Raw genomic sequence first — 21379 nt, forward strand, 5'->3', positions numbered from 1 at the left:
GCCGGACGACCGGTCGTCATGACCGGGCGATGACTGGCTACTTCAGCCAGCCCTTGACCTGCTTGACGACCTCCGACAGCGAAATGCCGTAGCGGTCGTGCAACGTCGGCAGCGCGCCGGCGTCGAGAAACTGATCGGGCAGACCGATCTGCCGGAACGGCACGTGCACGCCGGAGCGCATCAGCAGCCCCGCCACGGCCTCGCCGAGACCGCCGATCACGGTGTGGTTCTCGGCGACGACGACGAGACGGCCGGAGCGGCCGGCCTCGCGCACGATGGTCTCGGCATCGAGCGGCTTGATCGTCGGCACGTGCAGCACCCCGACGTCGACGTGATCGTCGGACAGGGCCTTGGCCGCTTCCAGCGCGCGCATCGTCATCAGGCCGGAGGAGATCATCAGCACGTCGCGGCCATCGCGCAGCAGCTTGGCCTTGCCAAGCTCGAACTTGTAGTCGTACTCGTCGAGCACCAGCGGCACCTGGCCGCGCAGCAGCCGCATGTAGACCGGGCCCTTATGGGCGGCCATCGCCGGCACCACCTGCTCGATCTCATGCGCGTCGCAGGGGTCGATCACCGTCATGTTCGGCATCGCGCGCATCAGCGCGAGATCCTCGGCCGCCTGATGGCTCGGGCCGTAGCCGGACGTCAGGCCAGGCAGCGCGCAGGCGATCTTCACGTTGCGATCTTCTTCGGCGATGGTCTGGTGGATGAAGTCGTAGGCGCGGCGCGAGGCGAACACGGCGTAGGTTGTGGTGAACGGCATGAAGCCTTCGGCCGCCATGCCGGACGCGGCGCCGAACAGGATCTGCTCGGCCATGCCCATCTGGTAATAGCGGTCGGGAAACTCCTTCGCGAAGATGTGCAGATCGGTGTACTTGCCGAGGTCGGCGGTCATGCCGACGATCTCGGGGTGGCTGCGCGCCAGCTCGACCAGCGCATGGCCGAACGGCGCCGGCTTGGTGCGCTGGCCCTCGGAGGCGATCGAGGCGATCATCGCCGAGGTCGTCAGTCGCGGCTTGCTCAGGTCCGGAGCGGGTCTCTTCGATGTCATCACGGCCTCCCGGCGTCGAGCGCGGCAATCGCGAGCTGCCATTCATGCGGCTCGACGCGAATGAAGTGGTTCTTCTCGCGCTGTTCGAGGAACGGCACGCCCTTGCCCATCAGCGTGTCGGCCACGATCATGCGCGGCTTCGGCGCGGGGTGGCTCTTGGCGGCATCGAAGGCGGCGACCACGGCCTTGAGGTCGTTGCCGTCGACGCGCTGCACGAACCAGCCGAACGCCTGCAGCCGGTCCACCAGCGGCTCGAAGCCCATCACCTGGGTCGAGGGGCCGTCGGCCTGCTGATTGTTGACGTCGACGATGCCGATCAGGTTATCGAGCTTGTAGTGGCTGGCGGACGAGATCGCCTCCCACACCGAACCTTCGTCGAGCTCACCATCGGAGAACAGCGTGTAGACGCGCGAACTCGACTTCTTGCGCTTCAGTCCGAGCCCCATGCCGACGGCGATGCTGAGGCCGAGGCCGAGCGAGCCGCCCGACATCTCCATGCCCGGCGTGTAGGACGCCATGCCCGACATCGGCAGCCGGCTGTCGTCGCTGCCATAGGTTTCGAGCTCGGCCTCGGGAACGATCCCGGCCTCGATCAGCGCAGCATAGAGTGCGATCGCGTAGTGGCCGTTCGACAGCAGGAAGCGGTCGCGCTCCTCCCAGCTGGGATCCTCGGGCCGGTAGCGCATGGCGTGGAAGTAGGCCACCGCCAGCACGTCGGAGATGTCCAGCGCCTGCGCGATGTAGCCTTGTCCCTGCACCTCGCCCATGCGTAGCGCATTGCGGCGGATGTTGTAGGCGCGCTGCGCCAGCGTCGGCGCGTTGGCGAGCCGATCGGTTGCGGTGTCCATATGGTGTGACCTTGCTTAGTGGATCAGCATGCCGCCATTGACGTCGATGACCGCGCCCGTGACGTAGGCGGAGAGATCCGACGCCAGGAACGTGTAGATGCCGGCGACGTCCTCGGCAGTGCCGAGGCGGTTGAGCGGAATACCCTCGAGGATCTTGGCCTTCATCTCGTCGGTCAGCTTGCCCGCCGTGATGTCGGTGCCGATCAGGCCCGGGGTGACGCAATTGACGCGGATGCCGTCGATGCCGAACTCGCGCGCCATCGCCTTGGCGAGGCCGAGCACGCCGGCCTTGGCCGAAGAGTAATGCGGGCCGCCGAAGATGCCGCCGCCGCGCTGCGCCGAGACCGACGACATGCAGGCGATCGAGCCCTGCTTGCGCGCGCGCATGTGCGGGATGACCGCCTGCGACAGGAACAGCACGCCCTTGAGGTTGACGTCCTGGATGCGGTCCCAGTCGGCCGGGGTGATGTCGAGGAGTTTCACCGGCTGGGTGATGCCGGCATTGTTGATGAGGATGTCGATGACCCCGAACTTGGCGATGACTTGCGCGACAGCGTCGTTGCAGGAGGTCTTGTCGGCGACGTTGCAGCCGATCCCGAGATGCTGATCGCCGAGCGTCGCGGCCGCGTCCGCCGCTGCAGCGGCATCGATGTCGAGAATGGCAACGCGCGCACCTTCGGCAGCGAAGCGCCGCGCGGTCGCGAGCCCGATGCCCCGCTTGGAGGCTGCGCCAGAGATGATCGCCGTCTTGCCGCTGAGCAGCATGCTGTCCTCCCAAGTTCTTGTTTTGGTAAAGCCAGGATGAACGCGGAGGCCCCGTACGACAAACGCACAGTTGTCATGGATAGATGAATCTGGTTCACTCATGACATGCTCTCCAATGTGCCGATTTCATCAATCAAGGCGTTTGAGGCCGCCGCGCGGACCGGCTCTTTTCGCGATGCAGCGAATGAGCTTCACCTGACGCCGAGCGCGGTGAGCCACGCGATCCGCAAGCTGGAGACCACGCTGCGCACCGTGCTGTTCGAGCGGACGGCGCGCTCGGTGCGGCTCACGCCGGCCGGCGAAAACCTGATGCGCCACGCCGGCGCGGCGTTCGACCAGTTGCGCCGCGGCCTCGAAGAGGTGGCCGCGCGCGGCCCCCAGCTGGTGCGGGTTCACGCCGCGCCGAGCTTTGCCGCGCAATGGCTGACGCCGCGGCTGGCGCAGTTTCTCGCCGCGCATCCGAAGCTCGAGGTACGTCTCGCGGCCAACACGGACTATGCCCGTTTCAAGAACGACGATTTCGACATCGACATCGTCTACGGCCGGCCGCACGCCGAGGGCGTCGAGATCGTTCCGCTCGCGGAGGAGACGGTGACGCCGCTATGCTCGCCGGCGCTCGCCGCTGCGATCCGGCGTCCCGCCGATCTGCTCGAGCGCACGCTGATCCGGTCCGACATGAAGCAAGTGCAGTGGCAGCAATGGTTCGCCGCCAACGGCCTCGAAGCACCGGCGCTGCATGGCATGCGCTTCGACCGCAGCTTCCTGGCGTTGGCGACGGCGGCCGAGGGCCTCGGTGTCGCACTGGAATCGACCCTGCTGGCCGAGCGCGAGCTGGCATCCGGGCGGCTCGTCGCGCCGCTGGCGGGACGCGCAACGGACATTCGTTATGTCGGACATCGCCTGGTGTTTCCGCGCGCGCCGCAGCAGCGCGCGGCCGTGCGCGCCTTTGCCGACTGGATCAAATCGGCGCTCGGCGTCAGCCCCTGATCGGCCAACCGCAGGCTTGCTCAGGACGCGCGCCGACAGCCGGCGAGCCGGACTATCGCTCGGCCCCTCCGCACGTCTATGCTGTGTTCATTGATAGCTGGACTCTCCGGACCGCGTGACGAACACCATCGATATCATCTGCATCCTCGTGCTGCTTTCGACCTGCGCCGGCCTGATCTGGACGGACATGCGCCATGGCCTCCTGCCCGACTGGATGAATGCCCTGGTTGCTGCGAGCGGCTTCGTCCAGGAGGCGGCATCCGCCGATCTACCGGCGGCGCTTTGGGATGGCGCCGCGGCCGTTGCGGTTGGCGCCGCTCTGCTGCTGCTGCGCCGGCTCTACGTCATGGTCCGTGGACAGCAGGGCCTCGGCCTGGGCGACGTCAAGTTTCTGATGGCGGCCACGCTCTGGGCCGGCCTGTCCGGCCTGCCGATCCTGCTGCTGATCGCGACATTGTCGGCACTGACGGCGGTTCTCGGTCTCTACATCACCGGGCGGACGCTGACTGGGCAGACCGCCCTGCCGTTCGGCCCCTTCCTCGTCATCGGACTCTTGGCCGTGCTGCTGCTGCAGTGGACCGGCGAGCTCGCAATGATGATCTGAGCGCGCCATGAACTCCAGACATTGGTAACGACGCTAAGACGATGGCCTGCGCGATCATGCCGCGCGGATCCCAGCAGCAGAGCCTTGCTCGGTACGGCGCGAAACCATGTTGGGGGCTCAAACGCCCCTTGCGCGACCTTGAAAAACGGCCGCAGCGAGGATCGAGGCGAGCACGAGCACGAGGCCGAGCCCGATCATCGGGTTCTTTGCGATCACTGCCGCGAGCGCGACCCCCAGCGCCGCGGCCAGCATCTGCCAGAAACCCAACAGCGCCGAGGCTGCACCGGCGCGATCGCCGAACGGCGACAGCGTCTTCGCGCTGCAGAGCGGGTTCACCATGCCCATTCCCAGGAGGAACATGCATACGCCCGCAAGAAATGGCAGGAAACGCCCGTCGAACAGCGCCAGCAGCAACACCATGGCGGCGCCGACACAGGCGAGCGTAAGGCCAAGGACGATCGAACGGTCGAGACCGAGATGCGGAACGATTCTCGTCGCGATAATGCCTGCGCTGAAGACGATGATGACCGTGCCCGCAAAGAACAAGCCGAGTTGCATGGGTGTGAAGCCGAGGCCCTCGATCAAGACACGCGGCAATGCCGAAAACATTGCAAACAGCGCACCGAGGATGAGGCTGACGGCCGCGGCAGGAACGACGAAGCGACGATCGGTCGAAAGCGACCAGTAGGTCCTCGCGATCGTCGATGCATCGAACCTGGCACGCGGCGCATGGTGCGTCTCCCCGAAAGCGGCCAGAAATGCAGTGGCCGCGACCGCGGCGAAGATTGCGACGAAGACGAAGGCTGAACGCCAGCCGAAAAAATGGTCCAGTGCGCCACCGACCAGCGGCGAGAATCCAGGCGCCGCAGCCATCGCAATCATGACAAAGGTGAGGACGCGGGCGAGCTTTTCACCCTCGAAGAGATCTCTTGCGATGGCTCGCGAAAGGACCGATGTGGCGCATGCCCCGCCCGCCTGCACGACACGACCGATCAACAGCGCCGTCATATCGTCCGCCAACGCGCACCAGATGCTGCCTGCGAAGAACACGGCAAACCCGATCATGACCGGCAGACGCCGGCCGAAACGATCCGACATCGGACCGACGACGAGCTGCCCGAACGCGAACATTGCGAGGAATATGGTGATCGCTGCCGTGACCTGTGCACTGGAGACACCCACCGCAACGGCGATACTCGGCAGCGAAGGCAGCAGAATGTTGGTTGCCAGCGTGCCACTTGCGGACAGCGCAGCAAGAACGGCGACTTGAAGGCCGAGCGGCAAGGCCTGTGCGATCGGACGATGTCCAACATTGATAGTCACGAGCCGCTTCCGTTTTTTAGATGATAATCATCATATCACCTGCATCTTTGCAAACGCAACCGCGAGCATGCTCCGATCGGGATTGATCGAGCTCCCGTCAGCATCGATGTCAAGCTTGTCCCTGGCGAAGCGAAGTTCCGCCGCAACGCTCGAACAACAACACGGGCGAGAGGCATCGCGATCAAGAGACGGGCCTTTGCTTGATCCCGGCATCAAGCCACGCTCGCGTCTGCTCCAGGATCTCGTCCGAAAGTGCGGAATCATCGATCGCGCGGGCGAGGATGACGGCTCCCACCATCGCTGCCCAGCTTCCGATGGCGGCCCTCCGTCTGTCTGCCGGATCCGACTCGGGAAGAACCTTTTCGATACGGCTGATCTGCGACCGCAGACCTTCCGTCATGGCCGAGCGCGCCGCCGGGGTCTGGTGGCGGATGGCGGCGGCAAGCCCCGCCGTCGGGCACCCGCCGGCCGGGTCGTCACGATGACGAGGCGAGAGATAGGCATCCAAATACCGGCTAAAGTTGCCATTTCCGCCCGCGTCGGCAGCCAGCACTTGGGCCAGGGTCTGCGCGACGAGGTCGTCCTTCGAGCTGAAATGACCATAGAAGCCGCCATGCGTCAGGCCGGCGGCCTTCATCACTTCAGCCACGCTTACGGCATCGAACCCTTTCTCGCGAAACAGCCTGCTCGCGACATCGAGAATCCGGCGGCGGTTCTCCGCCATCTGCTCCCGGCTGACCTTCATTCGAAAATTCTCCAGCGCCCCATTGACACAATCATGACGGTCATCATATTTAGACAATCATGATGATCGTCATGAATATAGATATCAACCGACCAGAGAGCAATCCATGGCTGCCATTCCTTCCGTCCTGATCACCGGAGCTTCCACCGGCATCGGCGCCACCTATGCCGATCGCTTCGCACGTCGCGGCCATGATCTCGTGCTGGTCGCACGGGACCGGCAACGCATGGAGGCGCTTGCCACGCGCCTGCGGCAGCACACCGGCGTCACGATCGACATCATTCAGGCTGATCTGACACAAACTGCGGAGCTTGCCCTGGTGGAGGCCCGGCTGCGCGACGATGCACGCATCGGCGTTCTCATCAACAACGCCGGAACAGCGCTTGGCGGCAGCTTCATCGAGCAATCGACGGATGCCGTCGAACGGCTCGTCGCCCTCAACACCACGGCCCTGCTCCGCCTCGCCAGCGCCGTCGCGCCTCGCTTCGTGAAGGCCGGCGCAGGGACGATCGTCAATATCGGCTCGGTGGTCGGCCTGGCACCTGAATTCGGGATGACCGTCTACGGCGCGACCAAGGCGTTCGTGCTGTTTCTGTCGCAGGGACTGAGCCTCGAGCTCGGACCGAAGGGCGTCTACGTCCAGGCCGTGCTTCCCGCTGCCACGCGCACCGAGATCTGGGGGCGCGCCGGGGCTGACGTCAATGCCATGACCGGGATGATGGAAGTCGATGAGCTCGTCGACGCGGCGCTGGTCGGCTTCGACCGCCGCGAGGCGGTCACGATTCCTCCGCTGCCCGATGTGGACCAGTGGAACGCCTATGAGGCGGCGCGCCAGGTCATGCTGCCAAACACGCGCCAGGAGCACGCCGCGGAGCGCTACCGCCGCTAGCCCGATTTTCCTCCAAAACCGAATCTCCGACCGAATGCGCTAACAGGCGCACGAAGGGTGACGTCATGGCCGCCGCCGCATAGCGGCGTCGGCCTCACATCCAAGGATCCGACCATGGCCGACCAGACTCGCGCTGCCGACTGGAATTCCGCGCCGACGCGGCATGTTCAGGCCGCCGGAACGCAGTTCGCCTATCGCCGGCTCGGAACCGATGCAGGCGTTCCCCTGGTGCTGCTCAATCATTGGGGTGCGAACCTCGACAATTTCGACCCACGCATCGTCGAGGGACTGGCGGCGGATCGTCCGGTCTATGCGCTCGATTATCGCGGTATCGGGACGTCGGGCGGCCAGGCGCCGCTCACCGTGGCGCAAATGTCCAGCGACATGATCGCGGTCATTCGCGCTCTCGGGCTTGGCCCCATCGACTTGCTGGGCTTCTCGCTGGGCGGATTCGTCAGCCAACAAATCCTGTTCGACGCGCCTGACCTCGCCCGACGAGTGATCCTTGCCGGGACGGGACCAGCAGGTGGTTCGGGCATTGCGCAAGTCGGTCCAGTGTCGTGGCCGCTGATCTTCAAGGGACTCGCCACCTTTCGCGATCCCAAGATTTTTCTGTTCTTCACCTCCAGCGCCAACGGACGCCGTGCCGCCCACGCCTTCATCGCGCGTCTGGAGGAGCGGAAGCGCGACCGCGACAAGGCCGTCGGGCTTGGCCCGATGCTGCGTCAGTTGCAGGCGATCAAGGCCTGGGGACTCCAAGCTTCGCAGCCGCTCGAGCAGATCCGCCAGCCCGTTCTCATCGCCAATGGTGATCACGACATCATGGTACCGAGCAGGAATTCGACTGACATGGCGCAGCGCTTTCCGAACGCAAAGCTCGTTCTGTACCCCGACGCCGGACATGGCGGCATCTTCCAGTATCACGAGGCCTTCCTGGCAGAGGCGAAGGCCTTCCTTGCCGCCTGATCCGCGGTCTCCTTTCACCTGCAACGCAAGGCATCGGAGCGTTCCAACAAGAGTTGGCCATGCATTGCTCTGCTTCAGCTAGCCCCTCCCTAAGGCGGAAAACGATGAAAGCCCTCATCTTCAAGCGCTATGGAAAATCCACTCAGCCCGAATACGCCGACGTTCCGCGTCCTGCGATCGGACCGGACGAAATTCTCGTTCAGGTGCACGCCGTGGGGCTGAACCCCGTCGACAACATCATTCGCAAGGGCACCTTCAAGCCGGTGCTCAAGTTCGATCTCCCGGCCACGATCGGGAGCGACGTCGCCGGCGTCGTCGCAGAAATCGGTCGCAGCGTGACACGCTTCAAGGTTGGCGATGCCGTCTAGGCGTCGTCCTTTCATTGGATGCACGCTTGGAAGAACTAGACTCTAAGTTCTTCATATTTTCTCATCGTGGACATGACCGATCGCACCGCCTCTTGGCGCATGCCGCCCCGGAAACAGATGGACCAGATCGCCCGCCACGTCGGCAGGAAGTCCCGGCCCGCGCACGGACTGGCTCCGGCCGACACTCTCTGCCCGAGGACTACTGGCAAGCACTCCTGGAGGCCGTGGGCGCCGACGACAGCCAATCGGCCCCAGGGGCATCCAAAAGCCTGCTACGTCTCAGGCAAATGCACGATCACGCGTTGCGGGTCAGTTGCCGGCGCTGCAGCCGAACCATCGAGATCCAGAATGCCGATACCACCCGAGTCTACGGTCCGGAGGCGGTCTGGCGGGACGTCGGCCAGCGCCTGCTCGACGACACCTGCTCGCACCGGACCGGCCGCTACGAAGAGGATGGCTGCTGGCCGTCGTTCGGCTGAGCAGGCCGGATGGCGCCCAAGCGTCACCCGACGCCGCTCAGCGGAGGCGATCGCAAGGCTCTTGCGAAGGAGCTCGGCCGCGCTCTAACCTGCCGGCGTAAAGGCCAAGTCTGGCACAAGCCGAAGCTCGTCCCAGCTTTCCTCATCATCGGGCGCCTCGTCCGGTCGCATGACGTGGGCCGCACCGACCTGATCTTCATTCAGAATTCGGCTGATCAGCTCATGCCGTCCTGCGTCAGCCTCACGATCTCAATCTGGAGGTCTTTCGTCGAACCCATGCCTCGTCACTTTCCACGCCAATGCCCGCTTTGGGCAGCAGTACTAGCCGCATAAACGAATGACAGATTTCGGGCCTTGCCAAAGATGATCTCAACGGCCGATATCAAGGCACGTAGCCGCCGTCGCCCTTGAGTTGAATGGGCCGCCAAAACGCAGCGTCAGCCCCCCCCCGAAACTCGCCGCGCTCCGCCAGCTCTTCAATTCACGTCGACTACCCCGTGATTACCTCGCTCGGCCTAGAAGAGCAATTTCGAAGGATTTTACTTTCGATTACAACGTCTTTATTCACCAAGGTCAGCTGGTTTAGTTTCGCTGGTGCAATGATTTGTAGAACTGCCGCGGCGCACCAGGACTAGGCTCGTATCTGAAGCACTCGCAGTATTGATCGATCGACTGCATCACGCCCAGAAGCGAGGGACCTGAGAAGCTCAGCGTTTGGCCCGTACCCCAGTGACTTAGGAAATTACCCACGATGGTTGCCATGTTGGCATTTAGACCGGCGATCTGGGTAGCATCGAGCACGAGAGAATTGGCGGCTTGATGCAGTTTGACGGCTGCCTCAATCGCCTGCAGAAATTCATGCGCAAGCTGTTTGTTGTCGTTGAACGCGACATCGACAGGCACCGGGATGCGCAGGCGGCTAATGAGATCGCTGAGGCGGTATTCCAGGTATTGCCGCACGCCCTCTTTGGCAAAATCCACCTGCCCTGCCTGCAGCATCGAGATCGTCTGATCGCGCACCTTGTTGACGGCGCCGGCCTGCGGCAGAACCGCGATTTGCGGAACGCCTTCGAGCCGCTGATGCCACCAGATCCCTGTATTGCTGTGCTTGTTGAACAGCTTCTCGAGCATGGTGTCGTGGCTTAGCAGGATGACCTGCAGGCCGGATGGGTTCGCCGGACGTGCGAAAGACGTTCTGAGCAGCTCCACGAGGAAATTCTGATGACCCGCATCAAAGCTGGATGTCACGTCGTCAAGCACGATGAACTTCGGAAGCCCGCCATAAAGAGAGGCGGCCGCGAGATAGAGAGAAATCGCAAATGCGTTACGGAAGCTCTCCGAAAGCAGCGCCTGCGGCGAAAGATTCTGCAGCCCGTGGAAGTCTGCGAGCGCGATTTGAAGGTCTTCGCTGTTGGCGCGTTTCGCCACCTTTGGAACGACGCCGAAGAACGAAAGCTTGTCGAAGTACGCCCTGAAAACCGGCTCGACGGCGGCCAACCGCGCCTTGCTTAGAGCGCCTTCTGCGGCGCCAAAGCAATCGGAAGCGGCATCGAGGAATCGCTTCACCTGCGTGACTAAGGCCTCCCGCCCTTCTTCCAACCGCGCGGCCTTTTCGGTCTCGGCGAGCTTGTTCCAATTGGCTTGGAGGCGACGTGCCGCCTCGACTTTGCGCGTGACCTCGACGGAGGACGGCGGCAGCTCCTTCTCGAGAGCGGCTTGTTCCGCAGCCAGGCTCTGCTCCCTCTGGTCGGCGCGTGAGCGCAACGTTTTCAGCCACTCAGTGAGGCTCTCCGCGTCCTTAGCGGTGATATCGCCTTTTTCCGCGCGCGCTTTCAGCTTCGCAATCAGCCGATTATCGGCGCCCTCCGCCAACTTAGATTCAAGATCGCCAAGATCAGACCAGCCGGCTTCCCCCCATTCTTTTGCAATCGCCGTTCCTGCCTGCTCCAATGCATCGAACTGCGAGAGCTTGGAAGCGATATGCGCCTTCAGATCGTGTGAGCCCTTCTGATCGCAAAGCGGGCACAGCGTCGGATCACTCCAATCCGGCAAGCCAAGCGCTTTCTGCCCGGCTTGGAACAGGGTCAACATGACGTCGCCTGCGGTTTCCGCGAGCACCTGATCGCGTGCTCCCGTAAGGACCAAAAGCGCTGCCGCACGCTCAGGTTTCGGAGCTTCGACGTTGAGCTTCTTCAAATCCGCCCGTTCGCGAATGCACTCGCTCAGGCGATCCCGCTTGGGCCCCCCCTCGGCCGCCTTCACCGCCTCTATGCAGGCGTTAACGTCAATATCGTGAAAGGCTTTGTCCGCGCAGAGCGGCTTCAGAGGCCCGATCTGTTCCAGAGCATGGTGACACTTCGCCAGCGCAGCCACCCCATTTAGCGCTGCCAAGGGCTGCCCTACCAGCACCGCATAGTCGGCCGCAATGGCGGCTCGCGCATCTGCGGCTCCCTTCTCCTCCCGGCCGCGAAGCTGCGCATGCTCCGCGACCGCGAAATGGTTGTTAAAGGCCCGCGTGTTCGCGACAGCCGCAAGCGACTGCCGCATTGTGCTGTATTGGGCGAGACCAAGCAGACCCGAGAACGTCCGGCCCCGATCCAGGGGCTTTGCTGAAATGAAGCTTTGAAAGGTGTGTCCGTCCAGAAGAACAAATTCGCGATGGAGCGATCGCAGAATTCCTTCGGCATCTGCCGCCGGCGCCGACGACACCGTGCGACTTCCTTGCGCGTCCCGCGTTACCGTGATGGCTATTTGCTGGCCGCACGGCTCCGCGATTAACTTGAGCGTGATCGTCGCCACACCGGATGTGTTGAATTTGTTCAGATAATAATCAGGGCCGCGTTCGCTTGCCGGCAAATCTTCAAGCCACGCTACAGCACCGCAGATCGCATATCGGACCGCATCGTAAACAGAGCTCTTGCCTACCCCGTTTACCGCCGAGATGCTATTGACCTTGTCAGTATAAAACTTCAGCTCGAGCGGCTTGCCTTGATTGTTAATGCCGCGAAAGCCCTCGATTGACAGTCCTTCAAGCAACCAGCCCGTTGCGGACGGCAAGGCAGCGGCCGGTACTGCGCCCTGGCCGCCAGCGGCGCTTGAAACAAGGTTCACAGTTTCCGGCTGCGATGGCTTTCCGACAGCGACGAACAAGCCGTTCAGAATGTCTTGCTGGTTGTATGTGCCCTGCGACAGCGCCTTGAAGTGGGACTGCAGTTCTCCGGAAAGCGCGGAGTCCTGTTGAGCCATGTGCGCGAAGAAGGCCGCGATGTTCGCTTCAAATACCCCGTGCTCGGTAAACTCGAAATTTTTTCCGCTTGGGGCCATTTCCCCCTCCTAAAATGCGCATTGTTTATTGGCTGCCGCGTTCATCCTCGGTCCCACCCTAACCGCTATCCGAGGACGCCGTTGATAAGAATGCCGACTGTTTTCCAACTGGCAGGTCCGCCTACGCTCTGACGGAGTCATGACCCGGATCAAAACCACATCAGCCATGTCGGCGACCCGCTTGAGATCCACCCGGTCCTCATCCGGGCAATCTGTCATGAGCATGACGCGCCCACTCATATCGACGAGCTACGATCCATCGCTTACTGGGATCACCGTATAATACTGTTTAACCTTCCGGTGGTCGCTCAATTTCGGGGGGCGATATGCCGCGCGCTGGTAGAAGTGTTGGACGCCGCCGGGCGCGGCGAAGCGCGCGAGGACGCTCGAATGCAGGATGGCCTGGTCCTGGACCTCGCGCGGGCCTTCAGCCCATCTGAATCGGCCGCGCAGATAACCTGGCTCGCGCTCGTCGTGCTGCGGGCCGAGCGGGTCTGGATGCAGCGTCATGTACCGATCGTCGATCTTTATGCCGAAGCCATCCGGGCTTTTGCCATCTGGAAGATTCCTCGCGGCATGCACCGTCCAGCTCAGCGAAATGTCGGATAGGCGTGCCTCGTTTTCCGGGTAGCTGCCACCGATGTCGGAGTGGTTTCCCGCAAACCAGACCTGCTGCAGCCAGTCGGGTATTCGTCTGGTCGCTGCGGCCCCTTATTGTGTGATCCGCCCCACGGGACGCGCGCGAAGTCGGCCCGATTCTCGTCGATCGCTAAGGCGTGACGAGCATACCAGACTGCGTTGTTCAACTGGAGATCGTAGAATCGCATCTTGGGTGAGGCGAGATGAAGCGTTCGCCATAAGGAATAGCCTGGCAGACCGACGGCGTACTTCAGGTGGGTCGCAACGTATCCGATGCCAGCCGCGACCGCCGCGCCGGCGGCCGTCCACAACATGGCGGGAAGGAAGGGAAACAGAAAGAACGACTGCACGAAGCTCAAGGCGGGGATGACGGTGGCGGTTACTCCGACCAGGACGGCGGAAAGCGAGTAGCTGCCGAGGGACGCGACCGTGTCAAACACCCCGATGAAGAAGGGCGGTGCGTTGGACCCGTCCCCGGTATCGCTGCCGTACCGCTGGCGAAAGCGCTTCGCCAGCGCCTCGCGCTGTGGCAGGTAGTTCGTGTCTTTCGGCGAACTGACGTGCTGATAAACGTGCTTCACGGCCTCGCGGGCGATGCGGGTCGTCGCGCCGACGTCGCGCCTGAGCGGCGTGCCGTCGGCCATTATTTTCGGCACCCCGCACTGTCCCAGGACGGCGGCGAGGCACCGGACGGTGTAGGCACCGCGGCTGAAACCGAACAGGAAGATCCGGTCGCCCGGCTCCCACATACGAATAATGGCAGCGTAGCAGTCGATAATGTTAGTCGTGATGCCGAGACCCGTCGCCTGGCTGGCCACATTGTGCAGCCAGCGGAATGCCTGAGTGACGAACAATGCGCCGCCGGGCGGCCGTGAACCGAGCCCCGCGTCGTAGAAGGCAAGCTGCTCGCCCGGATCGATCGCGGTGTCGGGGCCGCAGCGGGTGGCTCGGTAGAGCTTGTAGATGTGGAGCGGTTCTCGTCTGGACGAAGGCCCCCGGCCTGGCCGGTACCGTCGGAAAAGATCAGGATATTCTTGGGCATGCGGCCTCGCCGTCGAAAGGAATGAAGGGAACAAAAAGCTGCAAGCGACAAGCTCACGAAGGTTGGTAGACCCCGCCACCGTCGTCACATAGGCCCCTAGGCGAGCACCCGCTTCAGTGCCGTCAAGATCGTACGGAGGTCGTCGAAGTGCACCCGGACGAAGCGCAGCTTAACTGGCGAACCGGCGAGCGTGACATCGATCTCCGGCAAGTCCGAGACCTCGATGGCGTCACGAAGAACGGTCTCCGCGGTATCGTTCGCGTGATGCCACTTGGCGCAGCAGGTGGGACAGAGAGCGACATGGTTCTCTGCAATTTCCTGCGACAAGGCTCCTAAGACCTCCGGCGCTTCGAAATAGGGGGAACCGTCCGGAAGCTTGAACGGCATGACGTCGTGACAGGCTTGGCAGATCATCTCGCCGGAATCGTTGGTGTAAAGATCGCGGAGATAGGGACGCGCGAGCATCTTCACATCCTTGTCGCTTGTCCTCACCGTTCGGCTTCGAGTCTCGTAAGTCTTCGCGGTAGCAGCCTGCGCGCGCTCCGCGAGGCGCTCCGAGCGTCGTTCCCGATTCGGCGCTTCGCGCTCCGGAAACTGATGCTGAGCAAAGGCGCCGCTTTCGATCCGACGTAGCATTTCGTTGCCGAGCGTCTCCAGCGCCTCGGGGCTGAGGCGCTCCAGCCGATCGGCGAGCTCCGGCGGAAGGCCTATAGTCTGCGCGGCGGCGCGCCGGGCCAGATGCTCCTGCGAGCGTTTTCGATCGTCTTCGCCGAAGCCGATCGCGTCAAGCCAGAGCTCGTTGCCCGTCCTCGAATAGCCCTTCGCGAGATCCGCTCCGGTGATGGTTGGCGGACTGCGCAAGGATCCGTCCTTGGCAGGAATCCACTCGGCCCTGCGGAGCGCGATCGCTAATGTGGAGGGCTCCTGGCGTGGCTGATATTCCTGATTGGGAGCGTAGAGCGCATACATGCCTTTTTCGCCGACCGCCGACACGGCCTTCCAGATCAAGGCGGAAACGTGCCTGTCGCGCAAGGCGAGCAGGCCGCCGATCTGCGGAATCGTATAGTCGACGTCCGTTCTGGTGCTCGTCGTACGCGTACCGCCGAAGCCCGCCGACAGCTGCCGCCAGCGCGGGTGATTGCCCGCGATGCGCGTCGAGACCACCGCAAGACCATGTTCGACGCCTAACGCCGTCAGGAAGCTCATGAGTTCGGTACGCTTCAGCTTCGCGTATCCGCCCCAAAGCGCCTTCCGGTCCCGACCAGCCACCTTCCCTCCGTAAATCCTCGAAAGGCCGCTGTCGACGAACGGCGCGTCCAAGAACACCGACGTCGGCCGGCTGAAGCCTTCGGCGCTTTCCGTCCGCAGAAATGCCGCCCCCGCAAAGATGGCGTAATTCTTCGTTTCCGCCGCCCACTTCAGGAAGCGACGCATGTGATGGAGATGACGCTCCGCGGTCGGTCGCTCCCTTCCCGACACGTAGTTCGCCTGCAGGATCGACTTGAGATAGTGCTCTTCGTCTATGTCCTTGGCGCCCAGCCGGCGGAGAAATTGCTCGACTTCCTTCCCGCGCGCCCTTCCCTCTCGGATCAACGCGGACCGGACAAGTGACAGACCGTGCGAGGCCGCCTCCTCGTCTAGCTCCGCATCGACCGGTGCGATCAACGCGCCCGCCGGCGTCGTTCTCGTCCCGTCTTCCAGGCGGACGAACGGCGTCTGCGCGAGCATCGTATGGCGCTTGGTGGCTCCGGCAGCCGTTTCCAGCAGCAGATAGAACCGTTGGAGCCGATCGTCGGGAAGCGCGTCGAACCAGGTCTTGGCCCGGGTCTTGATCTCGACCGCGCCGGACTCCCACGCCGGCGAAAACATCCACTGGAACGCGTTCAGGAATTCGGCGTAGTTCCAGTCGCGAAGTTGGAGCGTCGCCAGGAAGGCGTCGATCCGACCGTTACGCATCCCGCCAGCTATCCAGCGCAGTCCGTCCTGTCCCTCCAGGGTTGCGAGCCCTTCGTCGCCGAGGAGATCGCGGATATCCGCCGGTCCGCGGACGGCTTGAGGCGCCGACACGTGACCCGCCCCCTGTGCCGGCAGAAGCGCTTCCGCGTTGAAAGTCGCGACGACGGCATCGAGCACCGGCCGCCAGTGCTCGGCAAGATCGTCGTTGCCGTTGGGCAGGACCTCGAGAAATCCACGCTTCACCAGCCCCTTGTCCCGCAAACCGGTCAAGCTGGCCGCCAGCAGCTGTGCGATCTCCGAAACGAGGTGGGTATTCCAAGGATGATTCCGCTTGATGTTGGCGCGATTGTCCGTGAGCTTGAACGGACCGTGCACGTGAAAGTGCAGGCCGGTCGCCTCTTCCGTCTCGAAGTAGACGGCGAGCCTCGTCGAGGGGCTCTCGGCGACGATCTCGCCGCCGTTGTTCAGCAGGAGTGCGATCTTGACCGAGTAGATGCGGCCATCCTCCTCGTTACTGACGTCCCGACTGAGAAGGACGAAGCGGTCGAGCCTGGCTTCCGATGATCCCTTCATCGTACGGAGAGCGCGCACTTCCGCGTGGTCTTCGACCGTGCAGACGGCGGTGCTCGAACCGTCAGTCCATTCCAGCCGCGCGACGTTCTTCAGGAAGAGCAGACTTCGCGCTCTGGAGGCGTCGAGCGCGGCGAGAACCTTGGCGATCGTCTCGCTGCCGGTCGCTGCCGGCAACGGCAGGACGATCCTCGTCTTCTCATCGTCGTAGCGCGGAGTTATGAGCTCGGGAACGACCAGATCCTCGATCGCGAAGGCGACCGGCGCACCTTCGATACGGCAGTGCACCTCAGGGCGCAGGGTGACAACGTAGGCCGACTTGAATCCGATGCCGAAGCTGCCGATCTTGTTGGCGTCTTCGAGCTTGGTCGTATTTCCCATGCCCGTGATGCCTTCGATGTCCGCCCGATCGAAGGGTCTGCCGTCGTGCTCGAAGACGATCGCATCCGCGCTTAGCCGAAAGCTCGCCGTCGTCGCGCCCGTGTCCTCGGCATTCTGCAGTAGTTCGAAGACGAAGTGCGTCGGATCGGGATACTTCTCGACGGTCGCGTTCCAGATGCCGCGGTCGAAGCGATTGACGCGATTGGACTCGACCCATCCCCTCCGCATGCCGCGAAGTTCGGTGAGGAAGCTCGCGAAATCCTGGGTCATGTCAGACCTCCACGCGAATGATGCCCGCCGCTACGCGACGGGCAAAGATGTCGGCACTGGCTTCGTCCCGCGCCAGCCTCGCCAGTGCATCGCCCTGATCGGCGACCGCGCGATCGATCTGAGCGACCCGCATCCTGCGGATCCGTTCCTCGCTCACCCGATCGCGCTGCTCTTCGAGAATGCCCATCCGCGCCCGGAAGCTCGCCTGCAGGCTGTCCCTCCTGAAACGCGCGATTTCGGCTGCCTCGGACACGTGCTCGGCACGCCGCCGCTGCCAAAGTTCATGGTGCCAGCCATCAAGGGCGTCGAGCGCAGAAGCGGCAGGCGGGGCCAGGCCCGGCAGATCGCGGGCCGTAGACAACAGATCCATGAGAATACGGGCGAGATCCTCGTCGGCAACGACGGGAACGAGCATCGCGTCCTCCCGCAGCCCCGAAAACTGCCACTGATACAGCGCGAAGGGATGATCGCCAGGCCGCATCCCGGGCGCCGACACCGCGACCGCGACGCGAAGCTCCTCTTCGCCCGCGAGAGCGCGTGCCGCGGCCTGGGTGAGCGGATGCACGGGGGTGATGAAGGCCAGCGACCTGTCCGCGTTCGCTGCCTCCCGTTCGAACGTCATGCCGAGCGTTGGTTGGTCGCCGCGCAGCCAGGCCTCCCATTCCCTCTCGACGGTGGTTGCCCGCATACCCCGCGCGCGGGTCGGAATGAGACGGCGCCGCGCTTCGGCCGACAACCGAAGCGTCTTTGCGGCGCCCTGGCCGAGGATCGGATTCCGCCCGACCTCAAGGACGCGCTCCAGATGAATTCCGACGAGCCTTTCCAGGGCCGAGGGCTCGAGCCAGCGGCTTGAGGCCTGCGCGATGTCATCGTCGATCCGACTGCGGGTGATGCGCACGCCGAAGAGTTCGGCCTCGCGCTCCTCGAGCGCCTCGCTCTCCGCAATCACGCGGATTTCGTTGTCGGCCAACTGCTGGAGCCGTTCGTTCCGCTCCTGATCGGTCAGCGAGAAATCCTCCGCCACCTCCTGCAGCCGGGTGGCGATGTCGCCAAGAATCGCCTCGCTACCCCCGATCGACCGCTCGAAGATTCCAATCCGCGTCAGACATCGGCTGTAGATGTCGAAATCGACTGTCCCCGGCGTCACGAAATTGTAGATCGCAATGGTCTCGCTCTTCTGCCCGTATCGGTCGATGCGGCCGATCCGCTGCTCGATCCGCATCGGATTCCACGGGATGTCGAAATTGACCAGGGCGTCGCAGAACTGGAAGTCCAACCCTTCCGAACCGACCTCCGAAGAAAGAAGAACGTCGATCGCGTCGGCGTCCTGCGCGGGGAGCGCGAACGAACGCCGTATCGCGCGACGCCTCTGGTCGTCGACGTTGCCGTGGATCATGCCGACGCGAATGCCCCGGTCCTTCATGGTCGAATAGAGATAGTCGAGCGTGTGACGGAAGGCACTGAACACCAGCAGTCTCCGGTTGGCCATGCCCCCCTTCTGGCCCGCGATTCCCAGCAGCCGCTCGAGTTTTGGATCCTCTGCGGGCAGAGCCCTCGCGAGCTCCAGCGTCGATTGGACCTGGGAGCGAAGCTCCTCGATACCCTCGCCGCTCAACGCCTCCTCGTCGTCGCCCATTTCGGACCGCTCAACTTCGGTCAAGTTACGGGTCAGGATCGCCTCGAGAAGCGGCACCAATCCATGGAGCGAGCTGGCGGTCTGCCGCCGGATGGTGGTCATCAGGAAGCCGAGCGGGCCCGCGCCGTGAGTACGCATGTAGACGCGGCGCTGGACCTCGAGCAGGGTGTCATGCACGGTCTGCTGTTCCGGCGTGAAAGGCACCGCTACGGTCTGCGGCTTGCGGGTGGTAAAGCTCCCGATATCCCGCCGCCTAGTTCTGCTGATAAGGGACGAGAAGCTATGCAGCAGCTCGGTCCTGTAGACGAGGCGAACGCGCGCCTCTTCGCTCGTCGCCCCGCGGATCGCGGCGGCCAACGCCTTATACTCGGGAGATGGCCAAAGCATCGCCCGCCCCCAGTCGGTCGCCGCAGCCTCCGCCAACTTATCAAGCGCGACTTCGCGCCAATCCGGACGACCTCCTCTGATCGCCGCAACCGCGGCATTGATCGCCGGATTGGGTTCGGCCATCCGCGCGAAGGTCGGCTTGTCGATGACGAGGTCGGGCCGCAGCAGGTTGAGCAGGGAAAACAGATCGTCGGTACCGAGTTGGACCGGCGTCGCCGTGACGAGCACGACCGCCTCGGCGTTGTCGGCCAACATCTTCAGACCGTTGTGAAGGTTGGTCTCCGTATTGCGGGCGTTGTGGGCCTCATCGACGATGAGAAGGTCGAACCTGGGCGGCGTGTCCAAGGTCGCCAGCCCCTTGGAGCCCCCTCCCTTCTTGGCCGCAAAGCCGTTGATCAGATTGTCGTTCACCAGCGAGAACGGAAGAATCGCGCGACCGTAGCGATCGGGCCACTCGCCGTCCAGGTCGGTCTGGTCGAGGCAGTAGCGCACGTCCGCGCTCGACAGCGTGACGAATTCCTCATCGAACCGACGCATCTCGCGGTGCCATTTCTCTTCAGTGACCAGCGCCTTAGAGCAGACGATCAGAACGGAACGCAACGGTCGGCGCGCCTGCAACTCGCGCAACAACAGACCCGCCTCGATCGTTTTTCCGACACCGACCTCGTCCGCCACAAGAAGGCGCGGCCTGTCCGACCGGATAAACTTCAGCACCGGCCGAAACTGATACGGAATGAAGTCGATCCTCCCGGCCTGCAGGGAATAGAGGTTCTCGAGGCTCGGGGCGACAAGCTGGAGCGCGGTCAGGCGCGCGTTGAATTCCTCCAACGTCGCGCTGATGCTCGCGGGGGCCGGAGCGGCCGGCATGATCTGGCTGGCATAGAAGGTCTGGATGCGACCGTCGATGAACACGCCGTACCGCATCTCGCGGTTGCTGGTCGTTGTCGAAGTTATCACGCCTATACGCGCGGGATCCGACCGAAGAGCGACCGTGTCTCCCACTGAAAAGTGGGAATGCTCCCTTTCGTCGGCCTCCGCCACCCGCTCGGAGATCATGTAACGGACCTTCCGCTCCAGGGCATCGACGTCGATGCCGTTCTCCAACGCCACGCGAACGATCTCGTCGTCGCTCGCGTCCAAAATGCTCTCCGCGATCAGAGAGAGCGCGCGCTCGTCGATAGGGGCTGCGGTCATACTTTCCATCCTGAAACGAAGGCCAGCCTGAGATGGCGGAACAACCGCCTCCGAACTGTGTCGAAGGCAGTTTCGTCCATTCCGATGGCGGATTTGATATCGTCGCGATCCCGATCGATGAGCATGTATTCGAACATCTCCCTTGCCGGCGCGTCCTCGATGAGCGCGTGGCGCATTCTTCCGATCAGGTCGGCGACTTCGAGGTCGAGCCCGGGCGCTGGTCCGTCGAATTCGGCGCCAACGTCTTCCGCAAGCGGCATACGACGGTCTTCCTTCCGCCATTGGTCGGCGATGCTGCGCATCACGCCGTTGAAGAAGGCGCCCCAATCGAGGTCGCACGGCCACGGCCGCCTGCCCGAAAGGACCCTGTCCATCGCCTCGTTGACCAGCTCGTCGGGGCTTCGGCCCGGTAGCCCCCGCAGCCAGTTGCGCGCGAGCAGGGACAGCCGAACGATGTCAGCACGGCTGAGCCGGTCCAAGACACGACGGACCTCTGCCGGCGAGAGATAGGCTGCTTCCTGATCCAATCTACTGCCACTCCTCAAGATAGCCTGCGCGAGAGCGGAGGAATTTGGGAAGGACCTGCAAAGAATTTTTTCGTCGGACGCCCCGATGTCAGCACACGCGGGATTTAAGGCATTGTTGTATTTGACTTTTGGCGCGAAAACCCAAAGGGGTCGAGATCGCCAGGCAGGATGCTCCTTCAACCTATTGCGTCGTGGCGTGTGACCGCCTCGAGTTCGGCGAGCCGATCGATTTCAGTTTGGCCGGACTGGGTGTACAAAACGCGCAATCGTGTTTTGTCTGCCTCCTTGACCGGCGAGGCACCGAACAGTGAACGATCGCCATCCGAGTTCGTGCATCGGCCACGGTCTGAGGCGCCCCCCGAGTCTCGCTCAGCCACGCGCTGGCCCTAGACACGACGACGGCCAACACGCAGCGGCGTGCTCCCGGG

17 protein-coding genes are annotated in these 21379 nt (G+C 63.3%); 6 read left to right on the forward strand and 11 right to left on the reverse strand.

Features of this window, described 5'->3' with window-relative positions; all coding sequences use genetic code 11:
* Positions 1–37: 37 nt before the first annotated feature.
* The 3 genes from ACQR07_RS11355 to ACQR07_RS11365 are packed head-to-tail and all read right to left on the reverse strand — an operon-like array spanning position 38 to position 2664.
* Positions 38–1051, reverse strand: a complete 1014-nt coding sequence (locus ACQR07_RS11355; RefSeq protein ID WP_434902390.1) for a transketolase family protein — start codon at positions 1049–1051, stop codon at positions 38–40.
* The gene (locus ACQR07_RS11360) at positions 1051–1899 is read right to left on the reverse strand and encodes a transketolase (protein ID WP_434902391.1); all 849 of its coding nucleotides are present in this window, start codon (positions 1897–1899) and stop codon (positions 1051–1053) included. The genes ACQR07_RS11355 and ACQR07_RS11360 overlap by 1 nt, the downstream gene beginning before the upstream one ends.
* A gap of 15 nt (positions 1900–1914) precedes the next feature.
* Positions 1915–2664 (reverse strand): SDR family NAD(P)-dependent oxidoreductase, encoded by a 750-nt coding sequence (locus ACQR07_RS11365; protein WP_434902392.1) that lies wholly within the window; start codon positions 2662–2664, stop codon positions 1915–1917.
* Positions 2665–2769: 105 nt separating this feature from the next.
* Between ACQR07_RS11365 and ACQR07_RS11370 the strand changes: the two genes are divergently transcribed.
* A complete protein-coding gene (locus tag ACQR07_RS11370; RefSeq protein WP_434902393.1) occupies positions 2770–3651 on the forward strand; it encodes a LysR substrate-binding domain-containing protein in 882 nt (293 codons plus the stop codon).
* Positions 3652–3766: 115 nt separating this feature from the next.
* A complete protein-coding gene (locus ACQR07_RS11375) occupies positions 3767–4255 on the forward strand; it encodes a prepilin peptidase (RefSeq protein WP_434902394.1) in 489 nt (162 codons plus the stop codon).
* Between the two features lie 117 nt (positions 4256–4372).
* Here ACQR07_RS11375 and ACQR07_RS11380 read toward each other — a convergent pair whose 3' ends face one another.
* Both ACQR07_RS11380 and ACQR07_RS11385 read right to left on the reverse strand, forming a co-directional pair.
* A complete protein-coding gene (locus ACQR07_RS11380) occupies positions 4373–5578 on the reverse strand; it encodes a multidrug effflux MFS transporter (RefSeq protein WP_434902395.1) in 1206 nt (401 codons plus the stop codon).
* A gap of 181 nt (positions 5579–5759) precedes the next feature.
* On the reverse strand, positions 5760–6323 hold the full coding sequence (locus ACQR07_RS11385; protein WP_434902396.1) for a TetR/AcrR family transcriptional regulator: 564 nt from the start codon (positions 6321–6323) through the stop codon (positions 5760–5762).
* 106 nt (positions 6324–6429) lie between these two features.
* On the opposite strand from ACQR07_RS11385, the gene ACQR07_RS11390 reads away from it, so the two are divergent.
* The 4 genes from ACQR07_RS11390 (at position 6430) to ACQR07_RS11405 (ending at position 9025) form a co-directional block, all read left to right on the forward strand.
* Complete coding sequence (locus ACQR07_RS11390; protein WP_434902397.1) at positions 6430–7212, forward strand: SDR family NAD(P)-dependent oxidoreductase; 783 nt, start codon at positions 6430–6432, stop codon at positions 7210–7212.
* Positions 7213–7326: 114 nt separating this feature from the next.
* Entirely contained in the window at positions 7327–8178 is an 852-nt protein-coding gene (locus tag ACQR07_RS11395) for an alpha/beta fold hydrolase (protein WP_434902398.1), read from the forward strand.
* A gap of 104 nt (positions 8179–8282) precedes the next feature.
* Positions 8283–8546, forward strand: a complete 264-nt coding sequence (locus ACQR07_RS11400; protein ID WP_434902399.1) for an alcohol dehydrogenase catalytic domain-containing protein — start codon at positions 8283–8285, stop codon at positions 8544–8546.
* A gap of 302 nt (positions 8547–8848) precedes the next feature.
* Positions 8849–9025: a hypothetical protein gene (locus ACQR07_RS11405; protein WP_434902400.1), complete on the forward strand. Its 177-nt coding sequence runs from the start codon at positions 8849–8851 to the stop codon at positions 9023–9025.
* Between the two features lie 582 nt (positions 9026–9607).
* Here the strand turns inward: ACQR07_RS11405 and ACQR07_RS11410 are convergent.
* From ACQR07_RS11410 to ACQR07_RS11435, 6 genes are all read right to left on the reverse strand, one after another.
* A complete protein-coding gene (locus ACQR07_RS11410; RefSeq protein WP_434902401.1) occupies positions 9608–12349 on the reverse strand; it encodes a hypothetical protein in 2742 nt (913 codons plus the stop codon).
* Positions 12350–12598: 249 nt separating this feature from the next.
* The gene (locus tag ACQR07_RS11415) at positions 12599–13039 is read right to left on the reverse strand and encodes a phospholipase effector Tle1 domain-containing protein (RefSeq protein WP_434902668.1); all 441 of its coding nucleotides are present in this window, start codon (positions 13037–13039) and stop codon (positions 12599–12601) included.
* The gene (locus ACQR07_RS11420; RefSeq protein WP_434902402.1) at positions 12940–14118 is read right to left on the reverse strand and encodes a phospholipase effector Tle1 domain-containing protein; all 1179 of its coding nucleotides are present in this window, start codon (positions 14116–14118) and stop codon (positions 12940–12942) included. The genes ACQR07_RS11415 and ACQR07_RS11420 overlap by 100 nt, the downstream gene beginning before the upstream one ends.
* A gap of 8 nt (positions 14119–14126) precedes the next feature.
* The gene (locus tag ACQR07_RS11425; protein WP_434902403.1) at positions 14127–17207 is read right to left on the reverse strand and encodes a sacsin N-terminal ATP-binding-like domain-containing protein; all 3081 of its coding nucleotides are present in this window, start codon (positions 17205–17207) and stop codon (positions 14127–14129) included.
* Between the two features lies 1 nt (position 17208).
* Positions 17209–20424 carry a helicase-related protein gene (locus ACQR07_RS11430; protein WP_434902404.1) on the reverse strand — a complete coding sequence of 1072 codons (3216 nt, stop codon included), beginning with the start codon at positions 20422–20424 and terminating at the stop codon, positions 17209–17211.
* The gene (locus ACQR07_RS11435; RefSeq protein ID WP_434902405.1) at positions 20421–20951 is read right to left on the reverse strand and encodes a hypothetical protein; all 531 of its coding nucleotides are present in this window, start codon (positions 20949–20951) and stop codon (positions 20421–20423) included. The genes ACQR07_RS11430 and ACQR07_RS11435 overlap by 4 nt, the downstream gene beginning before the upstream one ends.
* Between the last annotated feature and the right edge of the window lie 428 nt (positions 20952–21379).

It is taken from the genome of Bradyrhizobium sp. HKCCYLS20291, from assembly GCF_051167715.1.
Taxonomy (GTDB): domain Bacteria; phylum Pseudomonadota; class Alphaproteobacteria; order Rhizobiales; family Xanthobacteraceae; genus Bradyrhizobium.

What these genes read in the sequence shown, in the direction of transcription:
- ACQR07_RS11355 (WP_434902390.1), bottom strand. Translation starts at nt 1,051, where the DNA reads ATGACATCGAAGAGACCCGCTCCGGACCTGAGCAAGCCGCGACTGACG.
- ACQR07_RS11360 (WP_434902391.1), bottom strand. Translation starts at nt 1,899, where the DNA reads ATGGACACCGCAACCGATCGGCTCGCCAACGCGCCGACGCTGGCGCAG.
- ACQR07_RS11365 (WP_434902392.1), bottom strand. Translation starts at nt 2,664, where the DNA reads ATGCTGCTCAGCGGCAAGACGGCGATCATCTCTGGCGCAGCCTCCAAG.
- ACQR07_RS11370 (WP_434902393.1), top strand. Translation starts at nt 2,770, where the DNA reads ATGCTCTCCAATGTGCCGATTTCATCAATCAAGGCGTTTGAGGCCGCC.
- ACQR07_RS11385 (WP_434902396.1), bottom strand. Translation starts at nt 6,323, where the DNA reads ATGAAGGTCAGCCGGGAGCAGATGGCGGAGAACCGCCGCCGGATTCTC.
- ACQR07_RS11390 (WP_434902397.1), top strand. Translation starts at nt 6,430, where the DNA reads ATGGCTGCCATTCCTTCCGTCCTGATCACCGGAGCTTCCACCGGCATC.
- ACQR07_RS11395 (WP_434902398.1), top strand. Translation starts at nt 7,327, where the DNA reads ATGGCCGACCAGACTCGCGCTGCCGACTGGAATTCCGCGCCGACGCGG.
- ACQR07_RS11400 (WP_434902399.1), top strand. Translation starts at nt 8,283, where the DNA reads ATGAAAGCCCTCATCTTCAAGCGCTATGGAAAATCCACTCAGCCCGAA.
- ACQR07_RS11410 (WP_434902401.1), bottom strand. Translation starts at nt 12,349, where the DNA reads ATGGCCCCAAGCGGAAAAAATTTCGAGTTTACCGAGCACGGGGTATTT.
- ACQR07_RS11425 (WP_434902403.1), bottom strand. Translation starts at nt 17,207, where the DNA reads ATGACCCAGGATTTCGCGAGCTTCCTCACCGAACTTCGCGGCATGCGG.
- ACQR07_RS11430 (WP_434902404.1), bottom strand. Translation starts at nt 20,424, where the DNA reads ATGACCGCAGCCCCTATCGACGAGCGCGCGCTCTCTCTGATCGCGGAG.